This is a genomic window from uncultured Brachyspira sp., assembly GCF_949287625.1.
In the GTDB taxonomy this organism is placed as follows: domain Bacteria; phylum Spirochaetota; class Brachyspiria; order Brachyspirales; family Brachyspiraceae; genus Brachyspira.
Genome location: NZ_CASEGO010000026.1, coordinates 20,869 through 29,354, shown reverse-complemented (window position 1 = coordinate 29,354; position 8,486 = coordinate 20,869). Strand labels below are relative to the sequence as shown.

At 22.2% G+C, this 8,486-nt stretch carries 7 protein-coding genes; 5 read left to right on the top strand and 2 right to left on the bottom strand.

The features are described 5' to 3' along the window. The first annotated feature begins 169 nt into the window (after positions 1-169). The 4 genes from Q1X91_RS06060 (at position 170) to Q1X91_RS06045 (ending at position 3,679) form a co-directional block, all read left to right on the top strand. Entirely contained in the window at positions 170-1,354 is a 1,185-nt protein-coding gene (locus tag Q1X91_RS06060; protein WP_300754475.1) for a radical SAM protein, read from the top strand. A 17-nt stretch (positions 1,355-1,371) separates the two neighbouring features. After that, positions 1,372-2,388: a glycosyltransferase gene (locus Q1X91_RS06055; protein WP_300754472.1), complete on the top strand. Its 1,017-nt coding sequence runs from the start codon at positions 1,372-1,374 to the stop codon at positions 2,386-2,388. Continuing rightward, entirely contained in the window at positions 2,381-3,301 is a 921-nt protein-coding gene (locus Q1X91_RS06050) for a glycosyltransferase family 2 protein (RefSeq protein WP_300754469.1), read from the top strand. Before Q1X91_RS06055 ends, Q1X91_RS06050 begins: the two co-directional genes overlap by 8 nt. A 105-nt stretch (positions 3,302-3,406) precedes the next feature. Continuing rightward, complete coding sequence (locus tag Q1X91_RS06045) at positions 3,407-3,679, top strand: hypothetical protein (protein WP_300754466.1); 273 nt, start codon at positions 3,407-3,409, stop codon at positions 3,677-3,679. A gap of 32 nt (positions 3,680-3,711) precedes the next feature. Here Q1X91_RS06045 and Q1X91_RS06040 read toward each other — a convergent pair whose 3' ends face one another. Together Q1X91_RS06040 and Q1X91_RS06035 are read right to left on the bottom strand one after the other, a co-directional pair. Beyond that, positions 3,712-5,019, bottom strand: a complete 1,308-nt coding sequence (locus Q1X91_RS06040; protein ID WP_300754463.1) for a UDP-glucose/GDP-mannose dehydrogenase family protein — start codon at positions 5,017-5,019, stop codon at positions 3,712-3,714. Between the two features lie 27 nt (positions 5,020-5,046). Next, positions 5,047-6,918, bottom strand: a complete 1,872-nt coding sequence (locus Q1X91_RS06035; RefSeq protein ID WP_300754461.1) for a DUF4422 domain-containing protein — start codon at positions 6,916-6,918, stop codon at positions 5,047-5,049. 415 nt (positions 6,919-7,333) lie between these two features. Between Q1X91_RS06035 and Q1X91_RS06030 the strand changes: the two genes are divergently transcribed. Next, entirely contained in the window at positions 7,334-8,446 is a 1,113-nt protein-coding gene (locus tag Q1X91_RS06030) for a DUF3298 and DUF4163 domain-containing protein (protein ID WP_300754459.1), read from the top strand. Positions 8,447-8,486 lie beyond the last annotated feature (40 nt).

Here is an 8,486-nt window from a genome sequence, read left to right as displayed (position 1 = left end):
GACCAGACCAGACCAGACCAGACCAGACCATGAATTAATATGCAAAGATTACATATATATTCATAATAATTCAAAACACAAAAAAATACAACCTATGTTGCAATATAAAATTGCAGCATAGGTTTTTTTATTAAAAAATAAATTTATTATTAAATATTATGGAGTATATATGAATTTTGATAATGTAGTTTGTAAATTACCATTTGGTTACTTAGAAATAGATTATAATGGTGATGTTAGAACATGTTGTATGCCATATATAAAGGGATTATCTATTGGAAATATTTATAAACAGGATTTTTTAGATATTTTAAACTCAGATAATGCTATTTTTATTAGAAGTAACTGTCTAAAAGGTGATTACTCTATGTGTAATTTAGAATTATGCAATCCAAATAAAATGGAAAATGTATACATGCTTAATTCAAAATATGTTACTAAGTTAGACTATAATACAAATCTAAAGAAAGTAAACATAATAAAATTAAGCTATGATAATGATTGTAATGTAAAATGTAAAAGTTGTAGAGAAAATATTTACAGAAATTCAAAAGAATATATTGAAGAATTAGATGAAAAAGCTAAAAAATACATACTTCCAATTATTAAATATACAGATAAAGTATGTTTAATTGGAAGTGGAGATCCTTTTTCTAGTAGACATACTAAAAATTTAATAAAAATGATAGTTAAAGAATATCCAAATATTAAATTTGATTTGCATACAAATGGTTTATTATTAAATGAAACAATGTTAAATAATCTTGGAATTATCGATAAATTATCATATGTTCAAATTTCTATGCATGCTGCTAAAAAGGATACATATGATAAAATAGTTTTAGGTGGAAATTTTAACGTATTAATAGATAACTTGAAATTTGTAAAACGATTAAAAGAAGAAAATAGAATAGAAAATATTTTTTTATTTTTTGTAGTATCTAAAGTAAACTTAAATGATGCTAAAGAATTTGTTAAATTAGAAAAAGAATATTCAGCAGAATGTTTTTTTTGGAATTTAAGAGATTGGAATACACATTATACAAAAACAGAAATGCCTGATGAGTATGATATATATAATACATTTAAGGATCATATATTTGATTCTGAAAATTGTCATCTTAATCCTTATATAACAAAAATAAGAAATAATAATCAATTTTATAATTCTTATTTTTATAGTAAAATTAAAATCCTAAATGAAGAAAATAATCAATTAAAGAATCAGATTAAAGAAATTACTGACAAAGAAGTTATTATAGATAATAAAATTAATAAACTTATAAATTCTATATCTTGGTGGATACCAATTAAAAAGTGGCGTGATAATTTTAGAAATAAATTTTATGTTTAACTATGATGGAGTATTTTATGTGTTTTAATATAATAAATAATATTGTTTGGTATATACCATTTAAAAAACTAAGAAATTCTTTAAGAGATTTTTTAAATTCCAGAATTGAGAATGAAAAATCATTAATGGATAGTATTAATAATTTAGAAAGAAAAATTGAATGTAATAATAGATATTTATTTCTACTTGATATAAGAAGTAAAGCAAGAATGTCCTTATTATCTATGGGAGATAATAAAATAATACATGAATTTAGAAAAGAAAAATTAATTGTTAGTTTGACTAGTTACCCTGAAAGAATATATGATATAGATATTGTTATATACTCTATAATAAATCAATCTATAAAACCAGATAAAATTATTTTATGGTTGAGCTATGATGAATTTCCTAATTGTGAAAATGATGTTCCTACTAATATTTTAAATTTAAAAAAATTTGGATTAGAAATTAAATTTTGCAAAAATATTTATTCTTACAAAAAATTGATATATGCTTTAAAAGAATTTCCAAATGATATAATTGTTACAGCAGATGATGATATATATTATCCATATAATTGGCTTGAAAAATTATATAATTCATATTTAGATAATCCTAATTATATACATTGTCATAGAGCATTTTTAATAAAGAAAACTAAATCTACTATTTTACCTATAACACAATGGGAATTCATAAGAAATGTAAATAATAGTTATAAAGCTTCATATCTTAATTATTTTACTACTGGTGCAGGTGTATTATTCAAAAAGAAATATTTACATGAAGATGTATTTAATGAAGAATTATTTAAAAAACTAGCTCCAACAGATGATGATAAATGGTTTTTTTTAATGTCTGTTTTAAATAACACAAAAATTAACGTAGTTAATAATAATATATGTGATATTATAGATATAGGATATGATAATTATCATAGATTATATGATATTAATAGAACAGGTGTTAATTATCAAACATTTTTAAATATATTAGAATATTATGGAAATTCTTTAAAAGAAAAATTTTTTGGAGGAAATTTTTATGAATAATATTAAAGTTAGCGTAATAATTACAGCATATAATATGCAAAAATTTATTGAACAATGTTTAGAAACTGTAATTAATCAAAGTTTAAGAGATATAGAAATTATATGTATAGATGATTGCAGTAGTGATAATACATACAATATTTTACAGCATTATAAATCTATCGATAATAGAATTACAATTATTAAAAATAATACTAATTTAGGACAATCAAGAAGTATTAATTTAGGTTTAGATTTGTCTAAAGGAGAGTATATTTATCTTTTAGATTCTGATGATTATATATCTAACAATTTTCTTTATGAATTATATAATACGGCCATTAAATATAATTCAGATATAACCCAAACTTCTAATATTGTATCCGTATTTTATGATGATAAATTAGGGGGAGACTACAGAATAGAATATGATAATATAATTACTAACTTAAAAAATAATGTATTATATGATAAAAATATAATAGAAGGAGACATTAATTTTTCAATAAAAAATTTAAATATTGGTAATTATAAAAATATTGATATTTCACCTTGGAATAAAATTGTAAAACGAGAATTTATATTAAAAAATAATTTATATTTTAGTTACATAGAAAATTTAAAAGATCATATAAATGATTTTAATTTCTTTTATAAACTATTATATAATAACCCTAAAGCTTCATATAACCATAGAGTAGAATATTTCCATAGATTTAGAAACAATTCATTTATGGGGGCAACTAATAATGATATAAATAGAATTATTGCTGTTATAGAGAGAATGAAAGATTTATTTGATTATTGTTACAATAAAAATTCAGAATTAGTTCAGTATATAACTCCTAGAATTTTTTGCGGATTAAAATATAATTTTGATATTATGGATAATAAAAAAGAAATTTATAAATATATTCATAATATTAGAAGTTAATAATAATGATAATATATCAAACGAAGATTATGAAAGATTTATTTTATTTAAAATAGCTAGAGATTATGAAGATTATAAGTTAATATCATATATAATAAAAAGACTATGGATATATCTATTTTAAAAGATATTCAAAATCAAAATATTCACTATATAAAATATTTTAGTTCAAAGTATAATAATTTCATATATTCATTATCATGGTGGATACCTATAAAGAAATGGAGATATAATTTTAGATCTAAATTTAGAATAGAGACCAGACCAGACCAGACCAGACCAGACCATGAATTAATATGCAAAGATTACATATATATTCATAATAATTCAAAACACAAAAAAATACAACCTATGTTTATATTTTATACAGCTGCATAGGTTGTATATTTTTTAGTAAAAATTATATTTTATTATCCTATTCTAATATATTTCAAGCCTCTTTCTGCTAAAACATTTTTATCGTATATGTTTCTTCCATCAAAAACAACATTATCTTTTAATAGGTCTCTAACTCTATTAAAATCAGGACGTCTAAATTCATTCCATTCTGTTAAAAGAAGTAATGCATCTGCATTTTCTAAAGCATCATAAGAAGAATTTGAATATATAACTTTATCTCCAAATATAATTTTGGCAGTTTCCATGGCTTTAGGATCATAAGCTTTAATATTAGCCCCTTTATTAAGCAAAGCATTAATAATAGTAATAGCAGGTGCTTCTCTCATATCATTAGTATTAGGTTTAAAAGCAAGCCCCCAAACGGCAAAGGTTTTTCCTTTTATATCATTGTTATAATATTTCTCTATTTTTTTCACAAATATCTCTCTCTGTTTAAAATTAACAGAATCAGCAGATTTTAATATATCATATTCACATCCATTTGCTTTGGCAGTATTTAATAATGCTTTTACATCCTTAGGAAAACAGCTCCCGCCATAACCTAAACCAGGAAATAAAAACTGACTTCCTATACGTCGGTCAGCTGCCATTCCAAGCCTTACCATATCAACATTTGCACCTACTTTTTCGCATATATTTGCTATCTCATTGATATATGAAATCTTAACAGCTAAAAAAGAATTAGCAGCATATTTAGTCATTTCAGCAGATTTAACATCCATAGTTATAACAGGATTTCCAGTTCTTAGAAAAGCAGAATAGAGTTCATACATTATTTTAGTAGCTCTTTCAGAATTAGAACCAATTACTATTCTATCTGGTTTTAATGAATCCTCAACAGCAGCACCTTGTTTTAAAAATTCAGGATTAGATACAACATCAAATTCATTTTTAAACTCTTCTTTTGCATTATTTTTTATTATTTCAGTAACTTTTTCTGCAGTACCTACTGGAACAGTTGATTTATCCACAATAACCTTGTATCCATTTAATGCTTTACCTATTTGTTCTGCCACAGTATAAACATATTTCATATCAGCAGAACCGTCTTCTCCTTGAGGAGTACCAACAGCTATGAAACATATTAAAGATTTCTTAACAGCTATTTCTAAATCAGAACTAAATGAAAGTCTTTTCTCTCCAACATTAAATTTAATCAAATCTTCTAATCCTGGCTCATATATTGGTATAATACCATTATTTAATTTTTTTAATTTCTCTTCATCATTATCAACACATATAACAAAATTTCCCATCTCTGCAAAACAAGCCCCTACAACTAAACCAACATATCCAGTACCTATAACGCATATCTTCATTTTTGATTACTCCTTAATAATTATTATTTATTTTTTATACTTTATTATAATATTAATAGAAAATATTCTAAATTTAATAAAATTATTAGTCTTCTTATAGAAAAAAATGTATTTATTAAAAAGATATTTTATTCTAAACAATTTAAATTTAGTAAATTTTAAATAATCAAAATATTCATTTTTTAAAGGATGATTGCAATATATATCCCAAGGCTTTAAAATATCAGTATAATGCAGTATATATGGATTATATTTAGCATTTTCCTCATCTTTTCTGCTATAGCTATTTTCATAATATGGTACATTATATCCTTTCAGATTATTGCCTAAATATATACGTGAATTTGTATTCCAATTCAAATCTATAAATTTACATTTATTATTTAAAACAATATTCAAAATATCCTGATCCTGCAAAGTAATAATATCCTCATCATTATTATAACATTTAATACACTCATTATAAAAATCAAATTTCTTTAGATTCTCTAAATTAAAAACTAACACTCCAGCATTAAAATATCTATTTTTTATAGGCAAAGCCAATCTTCGGCACTGTGATATACCGCATTCATCATCCACAACTAATGCTGAATAATTTTCTATATTAATATCCCAAAGTTTCTTTATATTAGCTTCAATAATAGTATCACAATCAATATATATAATTTTATTAATATTATTAGGTAACAATTGAGTTAAAATTAATCTATAATATGTGGCTTCTGAGATATTTTCTCTATTTAATTTAAATCTGGAAAAATCAAATTGTGACATATCATAAAAAGTTATATTACATTCTTTTATATTTTTTAAAAATAATAATTTACTCTTATTTTTTTCCGTTATTCCTCCATCTAAAATTATAAAGTTAAAATAACTATCTTTGTCGCTATTTAACAATATAGAAGCCATACTAACACAGCAATGCTGAGAATAATTATCATCAGTAGAATAAACAATATATATTTGATCAGCATTATCATTAACTTTTTGTATTTTTATTTTTGATAAATCTTTATTTCCTAATATAATTTTATTCAAATCTAATTTATCAATTTTTTCACATACATTAACAATATTATTATATATTACTCTAGAATCATTTTTTTTCCTAATATAATATTTTATAAATACATTTAGTAATCTTTCTGCAATATAAGCAATCTCTCTATTTTGATCAATATCAATATTTTTTCTATTTCCCCTTATTAATTCATACTTATAGAGTATTCCAAAAAGCCATTCACAGTATTCAAAAAATATTTCCTTTTTCATTATAAAAATATTAAAAAAGAAACTTTTAGATGAATTTAAATAACTATTCATATCATCAATGTAATCTTTATAATCATTATCTATTATTTTTATAATTTTAGATAAATCTTCTATTATATTGTTTCTAGAATAAAAATCATAATTTGACATAATAAAATTAGGAAGTCCGTATGGATGTACTTCACATATTTCAGGCAAAATAATATCATAATTAGATAATAAAATATCAATATTATTTTTACTAAACCCAATTAAATCACTAATTAGTTCATTAAATTCAACTATATCATTAATTTTTTTATTAATATTAAGATTTAATAATCTTCTATAATGCATAAAACCAATATATTCAGGATTTCCTAGCTTTTCATAATTTTTCCATGCCCAATAAATTGCCGTTAATTCACAATACTCTCTATTTTTATATGAGATATTATCTCCAGTATCATCACCTATCATATTATCAATAAGCCAGTTATAATCATCTAAACAAATTTTACCATCTTTTGATTCTTTATATTTTAGAGCTCTTCCAACATGAATAGGAATAAATATATCGTTTTTTATTAAAGTACTAGGTTTATGATATGACACTAATAACTTCAGTTTGTTTATTTCCATAAAACAACTCTATAGTTAGTTAATAATTTAATATTATACATTTTAACTAAAATTGTCAATATTTTTATATATAAAAACTTAAATAATAATAAGTTATATTTATCAAATTTAGTAAAATTGCAAAACAACTATATATAATAAATCATTAAATATATATTTTACAGATATCATTACGATTATATAGTAAATATTTATAGTGTTATTAATTATATATCTATATTTATAATAAAAGCTATATTTAATAAATAAATATTACAATATAATCAAAATAAAATAAGAAAATATAAAATTAAGTATACTAAATTTTATATTAGTAATAAAAAATATATTTAGTTAATATTATTTTACTAATAAAAAATATATACTGTTATTAATATAAGTATATTTTGGAAGTAATTTAAAAAAGAGGATAAAAATGAAAACAAGTTTAAAAATTATAATTTGCAGTTTATTAGTATTGGCTTCATGCAGCAATTCAAATAATAATCAAAACTCAAATAATATACAAGCCAATATTGATATTCCTTTAACTGAAAATGAAAAATTATACAATTATGAAGCAGTATATTTGATGTCTGATAATGGAGAGTATGTAAGTTCTGCTTTAACATATAATACAAATAATTTAGGTACAATTGTTTATACAGACTCTAATCAAAACTCAATAACATTCAATGTAGAAAGAATAGGCGAACTTGATGAAGGAAGCATATCAGCAGTTTCTTATGATAATAATACTTTAGAAGGAAATCTGCCAAGCGTATCATATCCTTTTAATGCTAAAATAGATGGTAAAGAAATAATTTTTAAGTCCGTTAAAAGTCCTATCACAGGAGCAAGAATAATTGAATATTCATACACAAATGTTTCTGCTAACAATAATAATATATTTGAGTATAAAAACTCTATATTTGTATTGAACAATGAAAATAATTCAGAAGTAATAGATAAAATAAATTTGGATATAAACAAAGAGTTTTATATAACTGATGCTGCTTCTTTTAATGATTTAGGATCATTATTAAAAAAAGAAAATGTAATAAGCAATAAAATGAATGCTTCTTATGATGAATGGGTAAACTCAGATTATATAGCAAATACGTCAGAAGATTTGAGTCAATACGGGATAAATTATTTAAGTGAAAAATTTATTTCAATAAACAGATTTATATACGAGTACACAGGCGGTGCACATGGAACATACGCTACAGTATACAGTGTTTATTCATTAGAAAACGGAAATAAATTAAAAATAGAAGATTTAATAACAGATTTGAAAAATCAAGACTTACTAAATTTAATAAAAGATAAACTTTTAAAAATAGAAGGAAGAGATGAAAGATCTTATTTTGATTTGAACGAACTTTCATTAGAAAACAATAATTTTTATATTACATCAAACGGTTTAGTATTCACTTGGGGAATATATGAAATCGGACCTTATGCAATAGGCGAGACTAAAGTATTAATGTCAGCAGAAGAAATCAAGCCTTATTTAAAAGACGAGTACAAAACTATATTTGAATAATAAAAATATTTATTTATAAAGTTTATAATATGGTATAGGT

Coding starts and splice junctions, on each gene's coding strand:
- Q1X91_RS06060 (WP_300754475.1), top strand. CDS start 170: ATGAATTTTGATAATGTAGTTTGTAAATTACCATTTGGTTACTTAGAA.
- Q1X91_RS06055 (WP_300754472.1), top strand. CDS start 1,372: ATGTGTTTTAATATAATAAATAATATTGTTTGGTATATACCATTTAAA.
- Q1X91_RS06050 (WP_300754469.1), top strand. CDS start 2,381: ATGAATAATATTAAAGTTAGCGTAATAATTACAGCATATAATATGCAA.
- Q1X91_RS06045 (WP_300754466.1), top strand. CDS start 3,407: ATGGATATATCTATTTTAAAAGATATTCAAAATCAAAATATTCACTAT.
- Q1X91_RS06040 (WP_300754463.1), bottom strand. CDS start 5,019: ATGAAGATATGCGTTATAGGTACTGGATATGTTGGTTTAGTTGTAGGG.
- Q1X91_RS06035 (WP_300754461.1), bottom strand. CDS start 6,918: ATGGAAATAAACAAACTGAAGTTATTAGTGTCATATCATAAACCTAGT.
- Q1X91_RS06030 (WP_300754459.1), top strand. CDS start 7,334: ATGAAAACAAGTTTAAAAATTATAATTTGCAGTTTATTAGTATTGGCT.